Source organism: Chryseobacterium gregarium DSM 19109 (genome assembly GCF_000430845.1).
Taxonomy (GTDB): domain Bacteria; phylum Bacteroidota; class Bacteroidia; order Flavobacteriales; family Weeksellaceae; genus Chryseobacterium; species Chryseobacterium gregarium.
In genome coordinates, this window is record NZ_AUMU01000011.1 from 111,176 (window position 1) to 134,545 (window position 23,370).

General features: G+C 38.2%; 21 protein-coding genes. 17 read left to right on the forward strand and 4 right to left on the reverse strand.

All coding sequences use genetic code 11. The features are described 5' to 3' along the window. The first annotated feature begins 8 nt into the window (after positions 1-8). Together H561_RS0113585 and H561_RS0113590 are read left to right on the forward strand one after the other, a co-directional pair. Positions 9-833 carry a hypothetical protein gene (locus H561_RS0113585; RefSeq protein ID WP_027387509.1) on the forward strand — a complete coding sequence of 275 codons (825 nt, stop codon included), beginning with the start codon at positions 9-11 and terminating at the stop codon, positions 831-833. Positions 834-881: 48 nt separating this feature from the next. After that, on the forward strand, positions 882-1,676 hold the full coding sequence (locus H561_RS0113590; RefSeq protein ID WP_027387510.1) for a patatin-like phospholipase family protein: 795 nt from the start codon (positions 882-884) through the stop codon (positions 1,674-1,676). A gap of 47 nt (positions 1,677-1,723) precedes the next feature. On the opposite strand, the gene H561_RS0113595 is transcribed toward H561_RS0113590, so the two are convergent. Further along, positions 1,724-2,731 carry a DHH family phosphoesterase gene (locus tag H561_RS0113595; RefSeq protein ID WP_027387511.1) on the reverse strand — a complete coding sequence of 336 codons (1,008 nt, stop codon included), beginning with the start codon at positions 2,729-2,731 and terminating at the stop codon, positions 1,724-1,726. A gap of 231 nt (positions 2,732-2,962) precedes the next feature. Between H561_RS0113595 and rpmH the strand changes: the two genes are divergently transcribed. Then, positions 2,963-3,121 (forward strand): 50S ribosomal protein L34, encoded by a 159-nt coding sequence (rpmH, locus tag H561_RS23665; protein ID WP_039365072.1) that lies wholly within the window; start codon positions 2,963-2,965, stop codon positions 3,119-3,121. Between the two features lie 155 nt (positions 3,122-3,276). Continuing rightward, a complete protein-coding gene (locus H561_RS0113610; protein WP_027387512.1) occupies positions 3,277-3,987 on the forward strand; it encodes a cell division ATP-binding protein FtsE in 711 nt (236 codons plus the stop codon). 65 nt (positions 3,988-4,052) lie between these two features. Here the strand turns inward: H561_RS0113610 and H561_RS0113615 are convergent, their stop codons facing one another. Genes H561_RS0113615 through H561_RS0113625 form a run of 3 tightly spaced genes read right to left on the reverse strand, consistent with a single transcriptional unit; the run spans position 4,053 to position 6,788 of the window. After that, positions 4,053-4,748 (reverse strand): tRNA1(Val) (adenine(37)-N6)-methyltransferase, encoded by a 696-nt coding sequence (locus H561_RS0113615; RefSeq protein ID WP_027387513.1) that lies wholly within the window; start codon positions 4,746-4,748, stop codon positions 4,053-4,055. After that, positions 4,748-6,202 (reverse strand): sensor histidine kinase, encoded by a 1,455-nt coding sequence (locus tag H561_RS0113620; protein WP_027387514.1) that lies wholly within the window; start codon positions 6,200-6,202, stop codon positions 4,748-4,750. The genes H561_RS0113615 and H561_RS0113620 overlap by 1 nt, the downstream gene beginning before the upstream one ends. After that, positions 6,183-6,788, reverse strand: coding sequence for a riboflavin synthase (locus H561_RS0113625; RefSeq protein WP_027387515.1), 606 nt, complete (start codon positions 6,786-6,788; stop codon positions 6,183-6,185). The genes H561_RS0113620 and H561_RS0113625 overlap by 20 nt, the downstream gene beginning before the upstream one ends. A 49-nt stretch (positions 6,789-6,837) precedes the next feature. Here H561_RS0113625 and pdxA point away from each other — a divergent pair, with 49 nt between their 5' ends. The 13 genes from pdxA to H561_RS0113690 all read left to right on the forward strand — a co-directional run bounded on the left by pdxA (position 6,838) and on the right by H561_RS0113690 (position 23,284). After that, a complete protein-coding gene (gene pdxA / locus H561_RS0113630; RefSeq protein ID WP_027387516.1) occupies positions 6,838-7,929 on the forward strand; it encodes a 4-hydroxythreonine-4-phosphate dehydrogenase PdxA in 1,092 nt (363 codons plus the stop codon). 84 nt (positions 7,930-8,013) lie between these two features. Continuing rightward, positions 8,014-8,532: a YceD family protein gene (locus tag H561_RS0113635; protein WP_027387517.1), complete on the forward strand. Its 519-nt coding sequence runs from the start codon at positions 8,014-8,016 to the stop codon at positions 8,530-8,532. A 59-nt stretch (positions 8,533-8,591) separates the two neighbouring features. Beyond that, entirely contained in the window at positions 8,592-8,795 is a 204-nt protein-coding gene (gene rpmF / locus H561_RS0113640) for a 50S ribosomal protein L32 (RefSeq protein ID WP_002976251.1), read from the forward strand. A 128-nt stretch (positions 8,796-8,923) separates the two neighbouring features. Beyond that, positions 8,924-9,403 carry an acetyl-CoA carboxylase biotin carboxyl carrier protein gene (gene accB, locus H561_RS0113645; protein ID WP_027387518.1) on the forward strand — a complete coding sequence of 160 codons (480 nt, stop codon included), beginning with the start codon at positions 8,924-8,926 and terminating at the stop codon, positions 9,401-9,403. Positions 9,404-9,501: 98 nt separating this feature from the next. After that, a complete protein-coding gene (gene accC, locus H561_RS0113650) occupies positions 9,502-10,857 on the forward strand; it encodes an acetyl-CoA carboxylase biotin carboxylase subunit (RefSeq protein ID WP_027387519.1) in 1,356 nt (451 codons plus the stop codon). A gap of 305 nt (positions 10,858-11,162) precedes the next feature. Further along, the gene (gene tssD, locus H561_RS0113655) at positions 11,163-11,570 is read left to right on the forward strand and encodes a type VI secretion system tube protein TssD (protein ID WP_027387520.1); all 408 of its coding nucleotides are present in this window, start codon (positions 11,163-11,165) and stop codon (positions 11,568-11,570) included. A 181-nt stretch (positions 11,571-11,751) separates the two neighbouring features. Further along, a complete protein-coding gene (locus H561_RS0113660; protein ID WP_027387521.1) occupies positions 11,752-13,668 on the forward strand; it encodes a type VI secretion system Vgr family protein in 1,917 nt (638 codons plus the stop codon). A gap of 1 nt (position 13,669) precedes the next feature. Next, complete coding sequence (locus tag H561_RS23345) at positions 13,670-15,028, forward strand: DUF3289 family protein (RefSeq protein ID WP_027387522.1); 1,359 nt, start codon at positions 13,670-13,672, stop codon at positions 15,026-15,028. Positions 15,029-15,075: 47 nt separating this feature from the next. Next, complete coding sequence (locus H561_RS22495; protein ID WP_034762225.1) at positions 15,076-15,552, forward strand: hypothetical protein; 477 nt, start codon at positions 15,076-15,078, stop codon at positions 15,550-15,552. A gap of 22 nt (positions 15,553-15,574) precedes the next feature. Beyond that, on the forward strand, positions 15,575-16,369 hold the full coding sequence (locus H561_RS0113675) for a hypothetical protein (protein ID WP_027387523.1): 795 nt from the start codon (positions 15,575-15,577) through the stop codon (positions 16,367-16,369). 17 nt (positions 16,370-16,386) lie between these two features. Continuing rightward, positions 16,387-20,583, forward strand: coding sequence for a TIGR02594 family protein (locus H561_RS23350; RefSeq protein WP_027387524.1), 4,197 nt, complete (start codon positions 16,387-16,389; stop codon positions 20,581-20,583). 10 nt (positions 20,584-20,593) lie between these two features. Beyond that, a complete protein-coding gene (locus H561_RS24300; protein WP_228372271.1) occupies positions 20,594-21,871 on the forward strand; it encodes a hypothetical protein in 1,278 nt (425 codons plus the stop codon). Between the two features lie 396 nt (positions 21,872-22,267). Beyond that, positions 22,268-23,284: an MAC/perforin domain-containing protein gene (locus H561_RS0113690; RefSeq protein WP_027387525.1), complete on the forward strand. Its 1,017-nt coding sequence runs from the start codon at positions 22,268-22,270 to the stop codon at positions 23,282-23,284. Positions 23,285-23,370: the final 86 nt, after the last annotated feature.

A 23,370-nucleotide genomic window follows, 5' to 3' on the forward strand; every position in this document is an offset into this window, starting at 1 on the left:
TACCTGTTATGAAGATCTATATTTTACCTGCCGTTTTCCTGATTATTTCAGGCTGCAAAAAAGAGAGCTCCACGGTAACCATGCAGCAGAATAATCCTTCAGAAGCTGTTTCCGGAAATACAAGGAAAGATTCGGTTAACACGCAACAAAACAAAGAGGAAATATTTATTTTCGCTACTGAACTTTGTGAAAATAAAGGCCGTTTTAACCTGGACAAATACTCTAAAAAAGAACTGGAGGATACCTATAAACTTTGGTTCCAGATGGGCGGTGCATTACTCAGCACACCCTCGGTTTTCAATCTCAATGACCTTCAGAAAGTAAGAACTGAAAAAGATCAAATCTTAGCTAAGCTTGATAAAGATTTTACACAGCAGAAAAAAGTTTTAGAAAATTTAAAAGTAGTCAGAGATCCTTATTGGGAAAATATAAAAACCCGGAAGTTGCAGGAACTTACGGACGAATATGAATTCCGAAAGACTGAGATCCAGGCTTTTTCAAACCCTTCCATCCTGCTTCATCATAAACTTTCGAAAAACTGCGAAAATTTCGCAAAAGCATTGCATTCAGACGGACCGCAAATGATTGAGGAATGGAGAAAACTTCGTGAAGCGATGAGCAAAAGAAACAGTGACCCGCAGAAAATCATGAATGAATTTGAAGAACATTTCAGCTCACCTGATCAAAAAGATTATGCAGTTGTGGATTTAATTACTTTCGGATGGGGCAACTGCGCAAATGACGGTCTTAAAAAGACTGAACATGATGAAAAAATGTATAAAAAGTTCAATTCCCTTTTCATAAAAATAGACTCCGAATGCGATGAGCCTTAGTCAGGTTTTATCAAAAATCTTGTATCTTAGTCGTATCTAACTGTTTTCATGGGGATTTTCACTTTCAAAAAAAAGAAACCGGTCATCGGTCTGACACTTTCAGGCGGAGGCATGCGCGGGATTGCTCATATCGCAGTCCTGAAAGCTTTGGAAGAATATAACCTGAAGCCGGATATTATTTCGGGGACCAGTGCAGGATCAATTGTCGGAGCCTTTTATTCTTTCGGGAAAACCCCTGATGAGATGATGGATATTGTCAAAAAGACTACTTTTTTTTCACGATCCTATTTAAGGCTTACCAAGAATGGTATTTTCAGCTCAAAATTTATTCTACAGCTTTTTCATGACTATTTTCCGGAAGATGATTTCAGGATTCTGAAAATCCCGGTCTATGTAGCAGCTACGGAAATGACCCATGGCATTGTTGATTTTTTTTCAGAAGGCGAACTTTTCACCCCGCTGCTGGCTTCGTCCAGCGTTCCTTTTATTTTACCGCCGGTGAAAATCAGAGAAAAAATATACGTTGACGGCGGGGTTTTAGACAACCTGCCGATTGAACCTATTATAGACAAATGTGATTTTTTAATTGCATCACATGTTAATTCCATCAGCTATGACAGCTTGGAAAAGATGAGCCTGATGAAGGAATTCGACCGGATTCTCCATTTAGCGATTGCCAAATCGGTATATTCCAAGGCGAAATCATGTGATATCTTTTTAGATCCGCCCAAAATGACGAAGTTCAGCCTATTCAACAAAAAATTTCTTGATGTGATGTTTCAGGAAACTTATGAATATACGTGTAAAGAACTCGAAGAAAAAGGATATTCAAGGATTTTATGAGTTCTGGTCTTTAAAAACGCATTAAGTGAGATTTTGTATCCCGAAAATCATAAATGGTCCTCTCCTTCTATCCTGCTTTTAAAAGTCTCAATGGTTTCCTGCAATGATTCATGGGATTTTCCTCCGGCTGCATTAATATGCCCTCCCCCGCTGAAATATTTTCTTGAAAACTGGTTGACATCCATATCATCCTTGCTCCGGAAAGAAATCTTAATAAAATCATCATACAGGTCTTCCATGAAAAATGCAGCCATTTTTACGCCCAGAATGCTTAATCCGTAGTTAACGAAGCCTTCCGTATCGCCTTTCTGGAAACCGTACTCTTTCAATTCTTCTCTGGTAAGGTATAAAATGGCCACTTTACCATTTTTTGCGACCTCGATTCTTCCTAAGATCAAAGCGAGCAGCTGAAGACGGGAAACAGTGTTGGTATCCCATGTATTGGAAGTGATCATGGCAGGATCTGCCCCTTTTTCTATCAGGTTAGCAACAATTCTGTGGGTGGTGGCACTGGTGGAACGGAAACGGAATCCTCCTGTATCAGTCATAATTCCCGTATACAAACATTCGGCAATATCTTTATTCACCAGCTTTTCATCATCCATTGCTTCAATAAAATGATAAATCATCTGGCAGGTTGCCGGAATAACAGTGTCTGAATAGACATAATCAAACGGCTCCGGTTGCTGGTGGTGGTCGATAAGTATCTTTTTACCCCGTGCATGGGTCAGCCAGTCTCCCAGCACTCCGATCCTTGAAGGTGAATTGAAATCCAGGCAAAAAATAACATCCGCTTCACTGATCAGGTCGGAAGCAATTTTCCTTTTGTAGTCTGCAATAAGCGTTTTCTTGGCTTCAGGCATCCATTTCAGGAATTTCGGAAAGTCATTCGGGACAATAACTTCAGCATGGATTCCTTTGGCTTTCAGATAATGTTTTAACCCTAAACTGGAACCAACAGCATCACCATCAGGATTATAGTGCGTAAGAATTACTATTTTATTTTCCGGGATCAGTAAGGTATTGATTTCTAAAAGTTCTGCAGGTGTAAACATCATGATGTTTATTTTTTTAAATTTGAGTTTCCAAAGATAAAGCTTTTAGATAAATCATCCGTATTTTTGTTGCCGATATACAATTTCATCCGGTCATGGGTTTTGAGCCTGTAAGCCATAAAAAAGATATTAATAATTAAAAAAAGATTTGCTAAAGTTTGCAACTTTTAAAAAAAACCATATCTTTGCAACCTGAAAAATAATAGATAATTACGATTTAAACATATAGTAATGAGTAAAAGAACGTTCCAGCCATCAGAAAGAAAAAGAAGAAACAAACACGGTTTCAGAGAAAGAATGTCTACGCCAAATGGAAGAAGGGTTTTGGCTGCGAGAAGAGCTAAAGGCAGAAAGAGTTTAACTGTAAGTGCAGCACGCGCTAAGAGATAATCTTTATTATTATCATATACAAATCATGCTTGAAAAGAAGTTTTTCAGGCATTTTTTGTTGTTAAAATTTGCCAAAATTAAAGGTTATTCACCTTCTTTTTCCTATTTTTAAATTCTGAAAAATTTCTTAGAAAAAGCCATATTAAAACTGAATTATGCCACATACCAATATATCAGGAGATAATATCATCACCCTTCAGCATGCAAAAATTGCACAGAAGAACTTTACGGTTCTTTCTGATGTGAATCTGAATATTAAAAAAGGAAGATTCTGCTATCTTATCGGAAAAACAGGTTCCGGGAAAAGCTCATTGCTGAAAACACTATATGGGCACATTCCGTTGGTTTCAGGACACGGAGCCGTGGTGGGTTTTGATCTGGCAAAATTAAGAGCTTCAGATATTCCTAACCTGAGAAGAAAATTAGGGATTGTATTTCAGGACTTTCAATTACTTTCCGACAGAACAGTTGAAAAAAATTTGAAATTCGTCCTTGAAGCCACAGGCTGGAGCGACAAGGTAAAAATTGAAGACCGGATCAATGAAGTATTAGGGAGTGTGAACATGAAGAGCAAAAAGCATAAAATGCCCCATGAACTTTCCGGCGGTGAACAGCAGCGTATCGCGATTGCGAGAGCTTTACTGAACCACCCCGACCTGATTTTGGCGGATGAGCCGACAGGAAACCTGGATCCGGAAACATCAAATGAAATCATGACCGTTCTTAAACAGGTGGCCCTTGAAAACGGAGCTGCCGTAGTGATGGCAACCCATGATTACCATATGATCCAGAACTTCCCGGGAGAGGCCATCAGATGTGAGGACGGAAAGGTCTCTGTGCTGGATACCGCAGAATTGTTTGAATAAAAATTAAAAGATTGAGAAATATAGAGATTAAGAAATCACTACTTCTGAAATCTAATCTCTAACTTCTATCTCTTAAATACATGAAATTCTTTAGTGAGTTCAAGATATTGGTCCGAGTATTGTCTCGGACTTTTTTCTATGATGAATTCAGATTCCTCCAATGGTTTTCCGGTTAATGAAAACTCAAGAACCAGCCTTTTGACTTTAGAATTTTCAATTCCTTTGACATTGATTTTCCGGATTAAAATTAAATGATTATCCTGTGCTATTTTAATAAATTCGTTTCCGGCTTCTACGGGGATAATCACTGAAAAAACACCCTGCTCCGAAAGCAGTTCTGAAGATTTGGAAATTAATTCACTGAAATTTAACTCAACGGTCTGCCTTGCAATTTTATCTCTGTCGGAACCGGAAATTTCAAAGTATGGAGGATTGGTTACAATGCGATCAAATTTTCCCTGCGGGGTAAAAGTTTTAAAATCCTGACGGATATTCTTTAATCTTGGCTTAAACGGAGAAGTTTCAAAATTAAGCCGGGTAAGTTCTACCGCTTCCTGATTGATATCAAGTCCTAAAAATTCTGCCTGCGGGTTTCGCTGGGCCAGCATTAATGAAATCAAACCCGTGCCCGTACCCACTTCCAGTACTTTGACAGCATCATTAATATCTGCTAATGCCCCCAGCAGAACACCATCTGTCCCTACCCGGAATACGTCTGCCGACTGCCTTATTTCAAATTGTTTGAATATAAAAGGTTTCACTATAAATTGGTCGGTAAAGTGATGGTGAATGTTGAGCCCTTCCCGACTTCGGATTTTACGGTAATTTCCCCTTTATAATCTTCCACCATTTTTCTCACCATTGATAAGCCCAATCCCATTCCGCTATTTTTAGAAGTAAAATTCGGTTCAAAAATCCTTTCGTAAATATTTTCAGGAATTCCTATTCCATTATCCTGAACGGAGATGATAACCCTACGCTGATGCTGCTCTATATCTACATTAATCATCAATTTCCGCTCTTCGCTTTCTGCCTGCCTGGCATTGGTCACAAGATTGGTGACAATCCTGGAAAGATAAATCTTATCCATATTAATCATGATGTTGCTTTTGTTGGCATGCATAAAAATACCACCGTCATTAAAGACCCGAAGGATATCTTCTACTTCATCATTCAGGTTAATGGTCTCATTATTCTTTTCGGGAAGTTTAGCAAATTCGGAAAAGGCAGACGCTACAGTAGCAATTACATCAATCTGATCAACCATGGTTTTACTCATCTGCTTTACTTTTTCCCTGACATTAGGATCTGCAGGGTCAAATTTTCTTTCAAAATTCTGAATGGTCAGTTTCATCGGTGTCAAAGGGTTCTTTACTTCATGAGCCACCTGTTTCGCCATTTCCCGCCACGCCTCTTCAGAAGCTTTGAAACGGAGCCTTTCTTTCTGGTCCTGAATCTGAAGGATCATCCTGTTGTAAGCCCTTGCCAGCGCATTCAGTTCATCATTTTTATAATATCTGATGGGGCGCATCTCATTTTCAAATAATGTAATACGGGTGATCATATCGGAGAATTTAGTAATATTTTTTGCCAGACTGTTGGACATTACCCAGCTGAACCAGACGCTGAACAGTATCAGAAATATATCTACAATGGCGATATATTTTACATATATATTGAGAAGGTCGAAATAGGCAGATTCATTATGGTAGAGCGGAATGTAAACAATAGCAATAGGTTCAAGATCATTGTTTTTCAAAAGCAGATACGAAGAAGTGAGCATCGCATCCTTGGCCGCATCATATCCTTTGATATCAAATCTTGTTTTGGTAGACAATATCCTGTTTACGATATTGACCGGAATTTTTTTCTGGCTGATAAGATTTTCTTCTTTGTTGGAGAGAAGATAATTACCTTTTAAATCATATAAGACGATATCATGCTGGTTGATATCCGCAATTTCAAAAATTTTATTCCCCAGCACTTCCTTAAGATCTCCGGTCTGCACTCGCGTCCGGCTTACCGCATAATCCAGGTACCTTATTACGGCACCCGTTTTTTCCTGCATATCAATCCTGCTGTTCTGGACAGAATTTTTTCTCAACACAAAATAAGGAACCAGTGAAGAAGCCACTACACTTAAAAGACATACCAATAAGAAACCAAAAAAGACACGGTTTCTCAAGCTATATCCTTTATACATACTTATTGACATTCTGTTTATTAATTAACTTAGCAATATACTTACCAATTATATCAAATTCTAAATTAACTTTATCTCCGGATTTAAGATGTTTCATATTTGTAAATTCCCAGGTATAGGGAATGATGGCCACAGAAAACTGACTTTCTTCGCTCTTTGCAACCGTCAGGCTGATCCCGTTTACCGTAATGGAACCCTGGGGCACCGTTACAAAATTTCCATCGGCATTATAGGCAATGGTAATATAATAACTTCCGTCTTTATTTTCAATACTCAGCACCTCTCCCGTTTTATCAACATGTCCCTGCACGATATGACCGTCAAGCCTTCCGTCCATTTTCATACAGCGTTCAAGGTTCACGACGGTTCCCAACTCCCATTTTCCAAGGTTGGTCTTTTCCAGCGTTTCCTGGATTGCCGTTACGGTATATTGATCGCCTTCCGTTTTTACAACTGTTAAGCAGCAGCCGTTATGGGCTAAGCTCTGATCAATTTTTAACTCATTTGTAAATGGGCAGGACAAAGTAAAATCAATGTTGCTTCCGTTCTCCTGAATCTTCTCAATTATTCCAACTGCTTCAATTATTCCTGTGAACATATTATTTTTTGCTAAATTTGTAGTTTATTAATCTTCAAAGATAATCAAAATGAGCCCAAACAACCATAAGGTACGAGTAGGAATTTCAATCGGGGATTTCAACGGCATCGGTCCTGAAATCATCATGAAATCCCTGTCAGACAAAACCATTACAGATTTTTTTACCCCTGTAATTTTTGGTTCGGGAAAATTATTTACGTATCAGAAAAACATTTTTAAGCTTCCCCTAAATTTCAACTATATCAATGAAGCTTCACAGGCACAGGAAGGGAAAATAAATATGGTTAACCTGGTGAAGGAAAGCTCAATAGTAGAACTGGGAACGCCTACTGAAGAATCTACCAAAATGGCCATTGACTCTCTGGAAGCGGCAACAGAAGCTTTGATAAAAGGGGAAATCGATGTTTTGGTTACCGCTCCTATCAATAAAGATGAAATGGTAAAAATGGGCTTCAAGCATGCGGGCCATACAGGATATCTTGAAGAAAAGTTCAATAAAAAAGGGCTGATGTTTCTGGTAACCGAAGATTTGAAGGTGGCTGTATTAACGCACCATATTCCTATTGCACAGGTTGCAGAAAACATTTCCAAGGAAAAAATAAAAAAACAGATCAGGGTCCTGAACCAGACTTTGATTGAAGATTTTAACATCTCAAGGCCGAAAATTGCCGTTTTAGGGTTAAATCCGCACTCAGGAGACGGCGGGGTGATCGGGAACGAAGAAATTGAAATTATCAGCCCGGCTATTAAAGAGCTTTCCGATAACGGGATCCTTGCCTTCGGACCTTTTCCTGCCGACAGCTACTTCCAGCCAAGCAAATACAAAAGTTTTGATGCCGTTCTGGCCATGTACCACGACCAAGGTCTTGCACCGTTTAAAACCCTTGCTTATGAAGAGGGAGTAAACTATACCGCAGGGCTTCCATTTATCAGGACTTCCCCCGATCACGGAACAGCATATGATATTGCAGGTAAAGGAATTGCAGATGAGCAGAGTTTCAGCGAAGCTATTTTCACAGCCATTAAAATCTTTAAAAACAGGAGCGAATACAACGATTTGATGAACAACCGGCTGCAGCTAAGAAAAGTAGCTGTAGACAACGGAATAGATGAAGATCTGCCGCAGGAAACTGAGGGTTAATTCTTTAATACCTACTTTAAACTTATTTGTTATAAAATTTATTTGTTATTATAAAAAAATTGCATATTTTTGCACACTCATTTTATGGACAGGTTAAGAAACTATGATATCAGCTTTTCCGGACTTAAGGCCGGCAAGCACGAGTTCAGACTTGAGATAGATAAAGGGTTCTTTCAATTGTTTGATACTGAACAGGAATTTACAAATCCCAGGATTACAGCAGATGTTTTATTAGATAAGCATTCTACTTTTCTGGAATTTGATATTAAAGTTATGGGAACGGTAGAACTGGTTTGTGATATTACCACCGAAAATTTCGATCATCCTGTTGAAAATGACATCAGGGTTCTGGTGAAATTCGGAGAGGAGTATGATGACAGCGAAGAAGATGTTATTACAATACCTGCCAATGACCATGCTTTCAATATATCCCAATTGGTTTATGAAAGTGTAGTACTTTCCATTCCTATGAAGAAAGTATCACCGGAGGTAAGCGATGAAGATCTGGCTATACTGGATAAGTTCAGCCCGAAAGAAACAGAAGAAGAATACAAGAGCGACCCCCGATGGGACGCGTTAAAAAATTTAAAGAATAAAAATTAAATAGTTTAATGATGAGATGGTGAATCTCATCACTCATCAATTAAAAAAGTTATCAGAAAATGGCACATCCAAAGAGAAGACAGTCGTCCACAAGAAGAGATAAGAGAAGAACTCACTACAAAGCGGTAGTTCCTCAATTGGCTAAAGATGCAACAACAGGAGAGCTTCACCTGTACCACAGGGCTCACTGGCATGAAGGGAAATTATACTACAGAGGAAAAGTAGTATTGGAAAAAGAAGTAGCTGCTACTGAAGAAAATTAAGAGTCCGTTTTTCACTGAAAAACACTCGTTTTAATACAAAAACCGTCTGATTTTTATAAAATTTGACGGTTTTTTGTTGTTTTTTATGTTTTTTTGGTATCTTTGGCAACAAATCAAATATCAAATTTATGGACATTAAAGACATACAGAATCTTATCAAGTTTGTATCTAAGGCAGAAGTTTCTGAAGTAAAATACAAAACTAAAGATTTCGAAATCACTATTAAAACTCCATTAGCAGGCAGTGAAGTAACCTATGCTCAGCCTGCAGTTTACCATACGGCACCTCAACAGATGACGGGTGCCCCTACACAGGCTGCTGCACCTGCGCCGGCTGAAAAGGCTGAAGCAGCATCTGACGACAGTAAATATGTAACGATTAAATCTCCTATGATCGGGACGTTCTACAGAAAGCCGTCCCCGGATAAAGAAGTATTCATCAATGTTGGTGACGAAGTTTCCAACGGTAAAGTAGTATGCGTTATTGAGGCAATGAAGTTATTCAACCAGATCGAGGCTGAAGTAAGCGGAAAGATCGTTAAGATTTTAGTGGATGATGCTACTCCGGTAGAATATGACCAACCGTTATTCTTGGTAGACCCGTCTTAATTTAGAAATTAGATGTTAGACATTAGATGTTAGATTTTTCTTACATTCAAAATAACATGATCTGATTTTCAAATTATCTAATTTTCAAATTTAAGAAGATGTTCAAAAAAATATTAATTGCCAATCGTGGCGAAATTGCAATGCGTATTCTGCGTACTTGTAAAGAAATGGGGATCAAGACCGTTGCGGTATACTCTACTGCCGATAAAGACAGCCTTCATGTGAGGTTTGCCGATGAGGCAGTCTGCATCGGACCTGCAATGAGTAAAGATTCCTATCTGAAAATCCCCAATATTATTGCAGCAGCGGAGATCACCAATGCAGATGCTATACACCCGGGTTACGGATTTTTATCTGAAAACGCCAACTTCTCAAGAATCTGCCAGAAAAACGGTATTAAATTTATCGGTGCCACTCCTGAACAGATCGAAAAAATGGGAGACAAAGCCAATGCAAAGGCAACCATGAAAGCAGCCGGCGTACCTTGTGTACCTGGTTCTGAAGGATTGATCGAATCGTATGAGCATGCTGTAACAATCGCTGAAGAAACAGGATATCCGGTAATGATCAAAGCCACTGCAGGCGGCGGCGGAAAAGGGATGAGAGCCGTATGGAAAGCTGAAGACCTTAAAGACCACTGGGAGTCCGCAATCCAGGAAGCCGTAGCAGCATTCGGAAACGGAGGCATGTATATGGAAAAACTGATTGAAGAGCCAAGACATATTGAGATTCAGGTTGCCGGTGACCAGTTCGGCAGAGCCTGCCACCTTTCTGAAAGAGATTGTTCCGTACAAAGAAGAAACCAGAAATTAACGGAAGAAACACCTTCTCCGTTTATGACTGATGAGCTTCGTGAGAAAATGGGTGACGCGGCTGTAAAAGCTGCCGAATTCATTGGTTACGAAGGCGTGGGAACTATTGAATTCCTTGTGGACAAGCACAGAAATTTCTACTTCATGGAAATGAATACGCGGATCCAGGTAGAGCACCCGATTACAGAACAGGTAATTGACTATGATCTGATCAGAGAACAGATTCTTCTGGCGGCGGGAACTCCGATTTCAGGAATCAATTATTATCCGAAGTTACATTCCATCGAGTGCAGAATCAATGCGGAAGATCCGTATGCTGATTTCAGACCTTCACCGGGAAAAATTACCGGATTAAATATTCCCGGCGGACACGGCGTAAGAGTGGACACTCATGTGTATTCCGGATATACAATTCCTTCCAATTATGATTCGATGATCGCAAAACTGATTACGACGGCCCAAACCCGTGATGAAGCCATTGCAAAAATGAGACGTGCTTTGGAAGAGTTTTATATTGAAGGGGTAAAAACCACCATCCCTTTCCACAGACAGCTGATGGACGATGAAGATTACCTGTCTGGAAACTATACGACAAAATTCATGGAGGGTTTTGTCATGGACAGAAAATATGATAATCATTAAGATTATTTACTTATACATTTTAAACTGCCTCAGCTCGGGGCAGTTTTTTTATTCCCTTTTTATATTTTTTTCAAAAAAATGTTACCCGTAATTTTCAATTTCTTGCCGGCTTGAATTATTAAACATTGACCATCAATCTATAAATTACTGATTTACACTGCGCAATTCACCTAACAATTGTTAGTCGAAGAACTACGACACTTTTCAAAGTTTCTTTTATTTGGTGCCACTCATAACATAATTACTTCTATTTTTGATAATACAAATACCACATCACAAAATATTAATAATTAAAATTTACTATCATGGCAGAAAAAAATTCAAGAGGAATCTTAAAATTCAACGGTGGAGAAGGACAGAAGTTGCTAAAACTTAACTACAGTGTATCCCGCTCTACAGACGTATCAGGAAGAGTGGCATCAGACCCTTCTGATGCACTGATCAAGATTACAGTGGAAGCTACGGAAAAATCAGATATTCTGGAAAGCCTTCTTAACGGAAAATACAAACCGACCACCGGAGAAGTTACATTCAACAAATCTCATGAAGAAGGAACATTAACGACTTTGAAATGGGAAAACGGATATGTCATCCAGCATGAACTGGACTTTGACGCCGTTGACGAAAACAGCATGTATATTACATTTGTTGTCAGCGCAGAGCAAATCGAGCTTGGAACATCTTCTTATAGGGGAGAATGGCCTACCTCTTAATAATTCACAATTCCTACCCAAATAATAAAAAACAGCAGACAGAACGGTAAACCCCATGAGGGATGCTGTTCTGTTCTTTGACTGCAATACCTGTCTTATTTATTAATCTAATAAAATACAGGCAGATGATGATATAGGATTACATTATCCGGTTTTTAGTTAACACCAAAACACCAACATCATGGAAGAAAACAGTAATTTTTCATTCCGCCCTAATCACTATAAAAATCCTGCCAATGCAGATAAGATCTCCAGGAACCATATTTCAGGGATTAATCGTGTGGTAAAATTAGATATCGTGATAGAAGGAAAGTCCGTCAATCATTTTAAACATTTCCGATTACAGCAGAGTGCAAGACGGCATCACCATTTTGAACTTATTCTCGCTCATGACTCTTTAGGGGCAACACAGAACCATAATCTTGAAGAAGCCCGCCAGTTTTTAGGAAAACGGATCACCGTCGTGTTTAAATATAAAGATTACGAAAATGAAAGTCCTGAAAGAACTTTTGTGGGAGTTATTACCAAAGCCGCATTCAGCCAGGAAAAGATGAGCCTCGGCAATATCGTCCTGAAGGGCCAGAGCCCAACCATCCTGATGGACTCCGCTCCCCATACCCAGAGTTTTGGTGGTACCCAGTCTGTCAACACGGGAATTATTGCAGATAAGATCATTAAAGAAGCATTAGGCTCTTCGAAATTCGACTACCGGGTTGAACCCCAGAATAAAAGTTATATCAACTACAGCTCACAGTATAACGAGACGCATTACAATTTTCTTGCAAGAACTGCAGAAGCCTATGGCGAACAGTTTTATTATGACGGAGAGATCCTCCACTTCGGAAAACTTCCGCCCTCTGAAAAACCGGTCCGCCTTATTTATGGCAGCAATGTAAGCGATGTACAGGTAGAACTGAAAGCCGTACATACAAAACCTGAATTTTTCGGATATAACAGCAGCAGTCACACTAAAATGGAAGGCAGTGAAAATAACATCAGGCACCCGGGAGAAATTCCGGCCCAGGCTTATGAACTGAATCGCAATATATTCAAAACACGTTCCCTCTCCCCTGCTCCGGTTAATGCCAATATGATCATGGATGTCGATGATTCACAGAAAAGTGCTGCAGGAAGTGCTGCTGTAGAAGTTTTTACCGTCTCAGGAAGCACTACGGTTCCGTTTCTTTATCCGGGATGTTGTGCAGATATTGAAATGCGTAAACCAGATACGGTTGAAACCTCTTATTTTACCAAGGTAACTATTACAGAAGTCCTTCATGAAGTCAATGCCAGAGGATATTATACAGGAAGTTTCGAGGCCGTGGCTGAAGGGACAGGATTTATGCCTAAACCGGATTTTATTATGCCCGATGCACAACCGCAAATAGCCACTGTAATTTCCAATACCGATCCTATGAACCAGGGAAGGATCCAGGTACAATTTAACTGGCAGCGAAATCCTGATACGACTCATTTTATCAGAATGATGAGCCCTGATGCAGGCGGAACAGATGCCATTACCCAGAACCGGGGGTTTGTAGCCATTCCTGAAGTGGGAGACCAGGTTATGGTAGGATTTGAATACCAACATCCTGATTTTCCTTTCGCCATGGGCGGAATGTTCCATGGACAGGTAGCTTTGGGCGGCGGACTGAATAATCATATTAAATCCATTCAGACCAGAAGTGGCAATAAGGTAATATTTAATGACCAGGAAGGAAGCATTTTTATAGAAGACCCAAGCGGCAATACCTATTTAATGGATGGAAAAGGCAATATTACGGTAAATGCTCCTAAAAACATGACACTTACTGCAGGAGAGAATGTACAGATCAATGCAGGGCGCAATATCATTGCTTCGGCACAGAGAAACGTAAACATTATGGCCGGCGAGGATATTACAGAGACCGCCAACGACGATTACAACCTGACCGCCAGCAACATTATTGAAACGGCAGAAGCGGGCAGAAGTTCCCGGGCAAAAAACATTACGGAAAACATGGAAGCCGGTTCATACATCAGTACGAAAGATGCGATTAATGTGGAAAGTGCCAAGGAAGTTAATATCAACAGCGGCAAACAAGTAAAAATGCAGTAAAATGGCTGGCGAAGGCGGAAATATTATACGGAATGTCTTTGGCAAATCTTATAAGGAAGCAGAACACATCATAAAAGATGCTTCCAAAGGTGCATTGGATTTTAAATCACCGCAGGAAAATACCTTTTATGGTAAAAAGGGCGGCAAAAAATTAGATGAGTACCAGAGTAAGAAAGACAATACTTTGCTTGTAACAAAAGTGGAAGGCCCACTTGATGACAATAGCGGTAAAATAAATAAACCCAAAGAAGGACAAAAACATTGGTTCAGAGCAACATTTAACAGATCTGCATCAAAAAGTGAATACAAAAAGCTTTTGTGGCAACTGAAGATCAATGGAGCCTCTATTCCTTTCTTTGTAGATTATTCTTCCCTGGAAGGAAATACGCAGACCATACAGGTGAAGCTGCCTTGCTATGATATGCGTGCTTATGCCTATTTTAAAAACCCGATTGATAAGGCAAGTGTGGATGTAAAAGTAAATAATCCGCTTCCTGTTTATATCGATCGATTTAAAGTCAAGGGCAAAGACAGGCAGGGAGTTAATATGGCAGATGATTTATGCTATGGCTTGGGAGTATCCAATCAATATCCGTCAAGATACACTCTGCAGGATGTGGAAAGCAAGGGAATCTGGATTAAAGCAGAGATCAGCAATAAGACAGATGAAGAACTATGGACAGGCTTTAAACGAATGGTCACTCATCTTTTTTCAGTAGGAGAACTGGAAACCGTTGCACTGGATATGATTGAAAAATTCAGAAGAAGTGAAGGCGGTGAGTATACTAATCCTATTCTGACAAAGAGTGTGCAGGAGCATCCTTCAAGTAAAAGGTTCTGTATCAGCATAGAAGATGAAATTGCTGACAGAGTTAAAAAAAGCCACGGAAATATTGCTTCTATTGAAGATGATACCATATACTTTACAGATAACGAAATTGGAAAATTTGGAAACCGGGGTTGGGGACATCCACAGTTTTCAACATTAAAAGATACATTCTTAGGAGGGCTTACCATCTGTATGAATGACACGTGGGCATACGAAGTGAAGCTAACAAAGTTTAATAAATCAGGCAATGGAAATTATGATGCTACCTATAAAATAACTTTATATGACCATTTTGGTCTTGATATGCCGGATATAGAAAAAAAATACTATTATCTGCTTGGATTCAGATACTGGTTTATCCTGCAACATATCAGGGGCTATAAACCTTTCATCACCAAAGTGGAATTTGAAAAGACATTTAAAGAAAGTATTTCTATTGGAAAAGCGGAACGGCAAAATAAAAGAAGAGCTGAAAAAGAAAGAGAAGATCATCTCAGAAATATAGGAAGGAAAAAACCTGGCGAATATTGATCATAAATAATTTGTCAATAAGGACATTTATCTATAACAACGAAAAAATGAAACATTTACAATCCATAAAGATTTTTATCATTCTCTTTCTTCTTTTCACGACTATAAGTTGTGATCAGAAAAAGAATGAATTTATCCCTCTGGATCACATGACCTTTACAAACTCTTATTATCAAGATGATGTGAAGATCTCCTATTATGTATTGATAGACCATCCTGATGCTTCAGATAACATATTGAAAACTGAGATCATTCAATATGTCAGGAATCAGCTTCAAAACAATAGGCCTCTCACAAAAAAAAATACAGTTTCACTTAACTTTGTATTTTATAAAAAAACAAACAACACCTCTTATTTTATTACACATAAGGAAAATTCCGGAGGATTGTCAAGTGAAGAAATATCCCATTACAAAGAAGACTATATCGCTAATTATTATGTAAGCAAATGTAATGGAGGCACAACAGAAAAAATATACCTTCATGATCTGCCAGAAGAGATTGTGTTGAATAACTGTCAATAATATTAAAATATTAATAACAGTCATGAAAGAAAACCCGGTAAGACCTTTTCAAAAATATTCATCAGACGTGCACACGTATCAGGTAGAAAATATGCTTGAAATACGGTTTAGCGAAACCAAGGGCTTCCATTCATCATATAAAATTACCCTGCAGGAAACTGAAAATGAAGACCAGACAAAGACTTGGCTGATAGAGAAAATAGAAAGCGCTCCCCTGCCTTCTGAAAACAACTTTATGGAAATTCTTTACGAATTGGAAAAGAGTTCTTACCCGGTAAAAATAAAAGTAGATGAAAAAGGGCTTTTCTTACATGCTGCGGATCATCAGAAAAATATAGAAAGCTGGAAACAGAAGACAGAAGGTATTCACGAAAAATATCAAAACTGTGATCTATTCAGAAATCAGTATCTCACAACTTTCGAGGACGAGGTGCTGTTTTATAAAAATAAACTGAAAGAGCCTTTCTGGAATCTTCTGCTTTTTATGCCTTCCTACATAGACAACGGAGGCAAGAACCAGGAATCTATTGCATGGAATATCAAAGGAATAGGAAGTATAGAATGTAACGGAATCATCAGAGCAGAAAAAAGAGACTATGGTTTTGAGGCTTTTTTCACTTCGGAAACAACAGTGCCGGATAATATCAGAGAAGAAATAAATAAAAAATATTCACGGCAGAACGGATTATATACAGCAGAACTGTCTATACAAATGCAGTACAGTTCTCAGAAAAAGCAGTATGCAAAAAAGAAAGCAAATTTTATCCTGTCAGACGGAGATAAAATATTATACCAGGAGACCAGCAGCATTACATAAGTTTATGAACACATGATATGGCGAATAAAGGATTTATCATTGTAGAAGGAGCTACCGCATACTGCAGCAGTTCCGTAACCAATAACTCCAAAGGAACCGCTGTTCCGATGGAAGTAAAGAGCCAGAAAAAGAAGCTCGGCAAAAACAAATATTTTGCACAAGGCAAGCCCGTGGCTACTTACTTGGATGATAAAGCCGAAAGCTTCGGCGGAGGAAACGGCTTTGGTAACTGCAAGGGTTCGGACGGTAAAACATATCCCTGCAAAGGAAAATGCAACCTTAAGTATAAAGATTATTACGAAAATGTAGAGTTCAATAAAAGTATGAAAATACTGCTGGATGTTTCTACAGCTGCCTGCCCGGGATATGGCATTCCGGGAACCATAGCGTTTGCTACGACCGGACAGGCTAACAACGTTTCGCAGATCAACGTGAAAGAAGCAGACGAATTCTATGTGGCCAATGCCTCGCCTCAATGGGAAACCTCAGGCATGTCTTCCGCCACGACATCAGTGAATTCCATTTCAATGACGCTCCCCATTCCTGTTGCCAAACCAACCGGAACCTATTATTATGTGCAACTGCAAAAAAATCCTTTAACTTCTTTTTTAAATCCGTTCTCTGCCGACAATCTTACCCTGAACGCCCAGTTTAAAGGCGATGCCACAAAAATCATATGGGCTCTTTTCAAAGGGGAAGACATTAAAGACAAAGTGAAAACATTCATTGGCCTGGGAAGTGTTTTCAACCAATCCTTAAGCAAGACTTTTGACAGCCTTCCGGAAGGAAAATACAGGATTGAAGCCTACGGCAAAAAAGCAGGTGATAAAAACTGTGCGATCATCATTGAAGTCGTAAAAGATTTCGTCAAAAAAATTGTCATTCCGGGGACTTCTACCCTGGTTAACATCCCAATTCCCGTATCCGTAGAATACAAGCTGAACACAAGTGCTGATCAGATGAAAATCCTGAACGGAAATACTTTTATGCCTCTGACCAATACAGCACAGTGGCGGATAAAACAGGGCACAACAGTACTCCATAACAGTCATTCCGGGACCGCTTCACCTCATCTTGTCGGCGTAGCAAGAATCGGAGGAACAGCAACCCTCAGTTTTAAAAATGCCGGAAAATATACTGTCGAAGCATTTACAGATCCCAATGACCCTAAACCCGAATCTGTGGAAATCAAAATTGAAAATACATTAGGCGTGATGGGAGTCAGCGGAGAATCCGGATTGCTCCGATCCGGGGACATGCTTAAAGTACAGGCCTCCAAATTCAATGTGGTTTATCTTCCTGCCGTCGGAAAAACAGTGCACTGGTATCTGAAAAAAGAAGGAAAAGGAAGAATAGCGGCGTTTGAAAGTTCAACTTCTTTCAAAACCGCCATAATTAATAAAAGAGCTGATGCTTTTCTCAGCCAGGATGCACAGCTCTCCACTGGAGATTATTTGGGGAAATATGTTCTGGAAGCCTATGCCAGTCCGGTCGGAGTCGGGAAACAGCCTGCATTTACAGGATCAGACACATTCCATTTTGAGATCATTAAAAACGTAATTGATAAATTTACGCTTCCGGCAGGAAACATCCCCAAAGGAACAAAAGTAAAGTACACCGCTACGGCAAGAATTGCAGAACTGGCAGGAAATGAAGCGATAAAAATAGAAGTCCCGCAAAACGTTACCGACAACGGAGACGGAACGCTTACATTCAATGAGCTTGGGGAATTTACCATTGCTGCTTATTTAACAGGAGATCATACGGATAATAAAAAAATTGATACTAAAATAAAGGTTTCCGAACCCATTATTAAAAGAGCGCTCTGGGCATATGGAACAGGTGTGAAGCGCACAGAAACCGGTTTTGGAGAAGATACATATGGCTTCATAGAAATTGAAGGACTTCAGAATCAGACCCTGAAAGTAAAAGTATGGGTAAAAGGAGAAGGCGATGACTTCTACAAGGAAAAAGAGAAATACATGCTGGAAGAAAAAAGCATAACGCTTAACAATGAAGGCAAGGCTTCTTTCCTGATAAATACCACCGAAGAATATAAGAAAAAACTGGATGCTGCCATTCCCAAAACAGCAGATAACCCCACACCCAAATACCGCCTGGTATTTACTATAGAACTGCAGGCAGGTACCTCAACAGATGTAGTGCTTCCAGCGAGTATTTCCATCGCAGGAACACGGCCCGTTGTCATAGATGACCATACGACCTATTTGGAAGTTTTGGATTCTAATGAAGAGCTTATCATTACTTCTGAACAGAAAATTGTATCTGTTATGTTTTCTACAGAAAACGGAAAAGAGATACAGCGCGAACAGACTTTTTATGGGAAAAGCCATAAAATTTGGGTACACACAGTCAATATGACTGAAGAAGTTTTGAAAGTTGATGTTTTCAAAGAAGTTCTCAAAGAAGACCTTAATGAAAAAGACCACATTGTCTATACCCACGAAAGCAAAGAGACCTACAAGGAAGAAAAAACAGGTAAAGACGGACTGTTAGAAGTTTCCTTCACCGCCAAAGAAGAATGGAAAACCCCGCCTAAAAACTTCGATTATTATATTGCACAGGTCTCAAGGCAACTGAAAGATCCCGCCGATCCCCATAAAAAGATCTGGAAAGCTGAAAAAATCCAAATCACGATAAATAATACACTTCCTGCCGATCTGGTACGGACTGAGGATATGGAAAAGTTGGGTATAAAAGCTCATAAAAAAGATGGTACTCCTTTTACACAGGATGAAATGCTGGAACTCAGAAAACAGTTTATCTTCTATGAGGCCGGCTGTCTGAAAGTTTCTCAGAAAGAGACACCGGAAGCTATTGATAATGATGTGATGCCGGTGGTGGTGGAAATGGCGGAGGTGAGAAAACAAAAAACATGTTATTGTAATAGAGATTTTACGGAAACAGAAATGGAAGATCTCATTAAAACAATGACGGGTGGTACTGAAATATGGAAAGGAATTAAAGAAAAGTGTGGCATAACAGATAAAACAATTAAAAGTTTAACTGCAGAGGTGAATATGATGTTTAAGGGTAACGGAATTAACCGATGTATGCAAAAAATTTCCTTTTTGGCCAATGTTTCAGAAGAAACAGGTTTTTTTGTACAGAGTAAGGAAGAATTCAGCAGCAACAATTTATCTAGCCAAAGTACCTACAAGGGAAGAGGTATTCTTCAGATTACGGGAACTGATGACGGAACAGGCTTTTATAACAATCCCGGACCTTATAAAGATTATGGAAAAGCCAAATATGCAGATGAAAACAAATTTCTTAACAGTAATGCAGACCTTATTTCCACAAATCTACACCATACTGTAGATGTAGGAGGCTGGATATTCAATTATAAAGAAGTCCCTTTATGGGAACTCAACCCTAAAAAGACATATTCTCAAGAACTTAAAGAAACCATAGCATGGAAACGCAGTTATTTCAGTAAAGGCCTTGGAAAAAATCTTAATCAACTGGGACTATTAATGGAACAGGAAGAGGAGAAGTATTTTTTCCTGCAAGGAAAAATATTGAATGGATATTCTCTATCCCACAGACTTGAGAGACCTCCTAATGGATGGGCAGGGCGCAAGAAAGCTTTGCAAAAACTAAAAGCATGGTTTAAGTATGATAAAAATGTTTGTAATGGAGAAGAGGTTATATTACCAAACCTTGAAGGAAGAGCTCCATGGATGGAATTGGTATGGAAAGAAGAAGCAAGAAATCTGGTCGAAACCGGCAGTAACAAAGAAATTCAAAAATTCTTTGACGGCACACCTTATGAAAGCCAGATGAAAGATGGTACAAAAAATGAGACAGATATCGCATGGTGTGCAGCATTTATCAACTGGATCATGAAACATTACGGATATGAAGGAGTTACAACAGATAAAGGATACGATGCCGTACGAGCTTTAAAATGGGCCAATTGGGCAGAAGGAAAAGATTTAGGAAAACCTGTATATGGAGCTATTGCTGTAAAAACAAGATCCGGAGGAGGCCATGTGGGATTTGTAGCAGGCAAAAAGGGAGATAAAGTCGTTATATTAGGAGGAAACCAATCACAAAAACTGTATTGCGTGTCTTATAATATTTCTGACTATTTTGCATATGTAGTCCCTAAAAATTATGAAATTACAGAAGCAGATTATAACCTACCAGAATATAAAGGAAATCCGGGGACAAAAGGATCTGAACAATAAAATAATTAAAATGGAAAATAGATTTTTAATTGGCTTACTTTTTATCTTATCATTCTTGGGTTCATGCCAGGAAAAAAAGGCCAGCAATACAAATATCCAACAAAGCACGAATAGTTTAAAACCTGATCAAGACATTAATACCATGCTGAAAAAACAATTAGAGTACGGAAAACCTTCCTTTGACAATCCGTATCAGTATTCAGAAAAAGATTTGGAGGTAACAATACCGATATTGAGTCAACTTCTTGCAGACAATGGTTATAAGCCTGTTAGTGATGAAGAATTTAACACTAAAATAAAACAGATATTTAACAGGATTATTGATCCAAAATCAGCCAACAATTTTATATATGTTAATTTTCTATATCAATGTGACCGGTCTTTTAATTACCTCCCTAATGATGCGGAAAATAACGGAATATTTATTATAAAGAATTTAAACTTCATTACTGATCTCCACCCCATTCCAAGCATTATTGATTATCAGAAATCATATAATGAGACAGCACAAGAAGAGAACACTTTTTCGAAAACCTACAAAGATGCAAGCGGCAATGAAGTGAAAAAATATTTATGGAAAGATATTTCCAATCTGAAAGAACAACGCAAAAAAAACATCCAGACATTAGTTGCCCGTAACATGTATCTGTTCAATGGCAGTAAAGCCCATTACAAATGGCTTATTCTCAATGATCAATATTTCATGGAAAGATTGGTAAAAACTTTTGGATATACTAACGATTCAGAACTGCTAAAATGGGTAATTGAAAAAACTAAATTTGACAAAAATAATCCATCAGACTATGGCAAATTATTCTGGATAAAAGACTGTGATGGGAATGTAAGATTACATGCCAACACATTTAAATTATTGCAAAAATTATATATTCCAAATGATTCTTCAGAAAATAGATTTATTCTGGATAATATTAAAGATTATTTGGAATATTTAGGTAATAAAGAAATATCTCAGAATGAGAATCTGACACCAGTAGAAAGAATAAAAATAATGGCCAATTTATCTTATTCTGCAGAACAGTATAAATATAACCCTTCTTATAACAGTAATGCTAAAATAATGGGAAGGTTACGGTTTTTTCTAAGTCAGGAAGATATTGATATTTTAGAAAAAAATAATTATTTCGGGCTCCCAAAATTCAAAGAATGGTGGGATAACGCCGATTATGATGAATATTTCGTGGAAGAATGTGAATATAATGGCTCTTGCGGACCAGACAATCAACCTTTGAATATAACGGAATGGCGAAAACAACACCAAAAAAAATAAGACAAAAGCATGACTGACATCTGTGCATTTATTGATCAAGTAAACATTCAATAATTATGAAAACATGTCCATTACAAGAGTATTCAATCTAGTTATCAATATATCAAATGACTTGAAATCTTCAGTAAATCTAATTTATTATTTCCTATTGTTTTCCATAGGATATAATCAGGTAATTTTGTGCTAAGATTTATTCTTTAAATTGGAACTACATAGCAAAACTTATTGAAGATTTTGCACTCAATAAAAATATGACAATTACTAAATTGTTTACCATAAATTTAGTAAACAGCCTTATTATGGACAGTTTATTAATAATATATATGACTTTTATCAGCATCTGATATTCCTCATTAAAATTGATTTAACGTTAATTTTGATTTCTCAAATATGACTATGAAAAAACAAACTATTATAAGCTTCGGCTTACTGGCAACACTATCACTTTTGTCATGCTCAGCAGATGAAACGAATATCGAAGACAACATTGAAAACTATACTCACACTCAACTTCCGATATCTGAAAATTCAAAGCAATTCGGATATTATAATGCCTTAGGATACAGTTATAATGTTACGGAAGAATATGCCAATGCAGATGCTACAGGATTAAAAGTAATTGATACTGATAAATTTAAAGCTGAGCAACCTTCAAGACTGGATGAAGGAAATATTCTATCTCAAGAATATGTAGAAGCATATGGAAAAGATGCAGCAGCTTATTCAAAAGTACTTTCCGGAAAAGTTGTGGCAACAGAACTTTTTAACATCTATGGTAAAACCATTTCATCACCTTTCACTTCAGCATTGGTAAACGGTAAAAATTTTAACTCCGAATATATTTATGGCAGTTATAATGTTATAATAAAACAAAAAAGATATCGGTTCAACGCTACTGCAGATTTATTGAGTAATTATATAACTTCTAATTTTTCGCAGGATATCCAGTCCAAAACTCCTGAACAAATTGTTAATGACTATGGAACTCATGTAACTACCGATATCTACACAGGAGCAAAAATTGATGTTATCTTCCAGGCGAAAACAACAAATCCTGACCGTGAGCGTGCTGCACGACTCGGAGTAAAAACAGCTGCAAATTCTTTAAATATACATGATACGGATGCTTTAGAAGCGTCTATGAATTATGATAAAAAGCTTTATTACAGAACCAGAGGAGGAAATACTTCTGAGGCGATGGCCGGAATTTTCAGCTTTAATCAGGAAAAACCGAAAATTGATATCTCCAGATGGCAAAGTACTTCTACAAAAGAAAATTCAGTGTTAGTGGATTTTGGCAGCAACGGCTTGGTTGCAATTTATGATTTAGTAAAAGATCCGATTAAAAAAGCAGCATTAAAAATATATGTTGATGAATATCTCGCTAAAAACCAGGTTATATTAGCACTATAATAATTTATAAATCCTGTAGGTAGATATAATATCTGCCTACAGGATTTTAATGAGTAATAATTTCTGAAACATTTTTTCCTGAAGCC

Bases quoted from the DNA above. Each gene is read 5' to 3' on its own strand.
- H561_RS23350 (WP_027387524.1), top strand. From the start codon at position 16,387: ATGGCGAATAAAGGATTTATCATTGTAGAAGGAGCTACCGCATACTGC.
- H561_RS23345 (WP_027387522.1), top strand. From the start codon at position 13,670: ATGGCTGGCGAAGGCGGAAATATTATACGGAATGTCTTTGGCAAATCT.
- H561_RS0113635 (WP_027387517.1), top strand. From the start codon at position 8,014: ATGGACAGGTTAAGAAACTATGATATCAGCTTTTCCGGACTTAAGGCC.
- H561_RS0113610 (WP_027387512.1), top strand. From the start codon at position 3,277: ATGCCACATACCAATATATCAGGAGATAATATCATCACCCTTCAGCAT.
- accB (WP_027387518.1), top strand. From the start codon at position 8,924: ATGGACATTAAAGACATACAGAATCTTATCAAGTTTGTATCTAAGGCA.
- H561_RS0113660 (WP_027387521.1), top strand. From the start codon at position 11,752: ATGGAAGAAAACAGTAATTTTTCATTCCGCCCTAATCACTATAAAAAT.
- accC (WP_027387519.1), top strand. From the start codon at position 9,502: ATGTTCAAAAAAATATTAATTGCCAATCGTGGCGAAATTGCAATGCGT.
- H561_RS0113620 (WP_027387514.1), bottom strand. From the start codon at position 6,202: ATGTCAATAAGTATGTATAAAGGATATAGCTTGAGAAACCGTGTCTTT.
- H561_RS0113690 (WP_027387525.1), top strand. From the start codon at position 22,268: ATGAAAAAACAAACTATTATAAGCTTCGGCTTACTGGCAACACTATCA.
- tssD (WP_027387520.1), top strand. From the start codon at position 11,163: ATGGCAGAAAAAAATTCAAGAGGAATCTTAAAATTCAACGGTGGAGAA.
- H561_RS0113625 (WP_027387515.1), bottom strand. From the start codon at position 6,788: ATGTTCACAGGAATAATTGAAGCAGTTGGAATAATTGAGAAGATTCAG.
- H561_RS24300 (WP_228372271.1), top strand. From the start codon at position 20,594: ATGGAAAATAGATTTTTAATTGGCTTACTTTTTATCTTATCATTCTTG.
- pdxA (WP_027387516.1), top strand. From the start codon at position 6,838: ATGAGCCCAAACAACCATAAGGTACGAGTAGGAATTTCAATCGGGGAT.
- rpmH (WP_039365072.1), top strand. From the start codon at position 2,963: ATGAGTAAAAGAACGTTCCAGCCATCAGAAAGAAAAAGAAGAAACAAA.
- H561_RS0113595 (WP_027387511.1), bottom strand. From the start codon at position 2,731: ATGTTTACACCTGCAGAACTTTTAGAAATCAATACCTTACTGATCCCG.
- H561_RS0113585 (WP_027387509.1), top strand. From the start codon at position 9: ATGAAGATCTATATTTTACCTGCCGTTTTCCTGATTATTTCAGGCTGC.
- H561_RS0113590 (WP_027387510.1), top strand. From the start codon at position 882: ATGGGGATTTTCACTTTCAAAAAAAAGAAACCGGTCATCGGTCTGACA.
- H561_RS22495 (WP_034762225.1), top strand. From the start codon at position 15,076: ATGAAACATTTACAATCCATAAAGATTTTTATCATTCTCTTTCTTCTT.
- rpmF (WP_002976251.1), top strand. From the start codon at position 8,592: ATGGCACATCCAAAGAGAAGACAGTCGTCCACAAGAAGAGATAAGAGA.
- H561_RS0113675 (WP_027387523.1), top strand. From the start codon at position 15,575: ATGAAAGAAAACCCGGTAAGACCTTTTCAAAAATATTCATCAGACGTG.